Consider the following 1030-nt stretch of genomic DNA (forward strand, 5'->3'; position numbering starts at 1 on the left):
CATTGCAGAACTGTCCGAAGCACTCGGAAGCTTTTTGCAAGAAACAACCGGAACTGCGATTGAACCTATTTCACGGGAAGGTCATCTGCCATTGTCCTTTGCGCAGCAGCGCCTGTGGTTCCTGGATCGTCTGATGCCAGACAGTGCCTTGTACAGCATCCCGTCCGCCATGCGATTGCATGGGGATCTGAATATAGAGGCTTGGAACAAGAGCTTGCAGCTACTGATCCAGCGCCACGAAAGCTTGCGGACAACCTTTGACCACGTGGATGGACAAGCTGTACAAATCATTCACCCTTACCAAGAACAGCCGCTACGTGTAATCGACTTGCGCGAGCTACCAGCAGACGAGTGCGAAGCAGAAACACAGCGCTTGGCAGGAATAGAGGCAGCTACGCCATTCAACCTGAGCGAAGGTCCGTTGTTCCGTACCACCTTGATTCGCATAAGCGAGCAAGAAACGGTCTTCCTTTTGAACATGCATCACATCATCTCTGACGGTTGGTCGATGGGCGTATTCATTCGCGAATGGTTCACTTCCTATGAAGCGATTAGCCAAAACGACTTACCCGCATTGGTTGATTTGCCTGTACAGTATGCGGACTACGCGGTTTGGCAACGGGATTGGCTCCAAGGTTCAGTATTAGACGAACAACTTTCTTACTGGAGTGAAAAATTAAGTGGTGCTGAACCGCTTCTGACCCTACCGACCGACCGTTCACGTCCAGCTGTACAAACGTACGAGGGAGCGATTTACTCAACGACGCTCGCAGGTGAACTTCTCGATAAATTACAAACACTTAGCCGTAAAGAAGAATCGACGCTGTTCATGACCTTGCTAGCTGCGTTCCAAACTCTGCTCTACCGCTACAGTGGACAAGAAGACATCCTCGTCGGAAGCCCTGTCGCAGGCCGCAATAGACCAGAGATGGAACAATTGATTGGATTCTTCATTAATACAATGGTGCTCCGTACGAACATGTCAGGGGAACCGACATTCCGTGACTTGCTGGCAAGAGTGAAGGAGACG

General features: G+C 50.5%; 1 protein-coding gene. It reads left to right on the forward strand.

What is annotated here, in order from left to right; genetic code table 11:
* The coding region (locus HP570_RS29100; RefSeq protein WP_254495535.1) for a condensation domain-containing protein at nucleotides 1-1030 on the forward strand (1030 nt) is incomplete at both ends.

The organism is Brevibacillus sp. RS1.1 (genome assembly GCF_013284365.1).
Taxonomy (GTDB): Bacteria; Bacillota; Bacilli; order Brevibacillales; family Brevibacillaceae; genus Brevibacillus; species Brevibacillus brevis_D.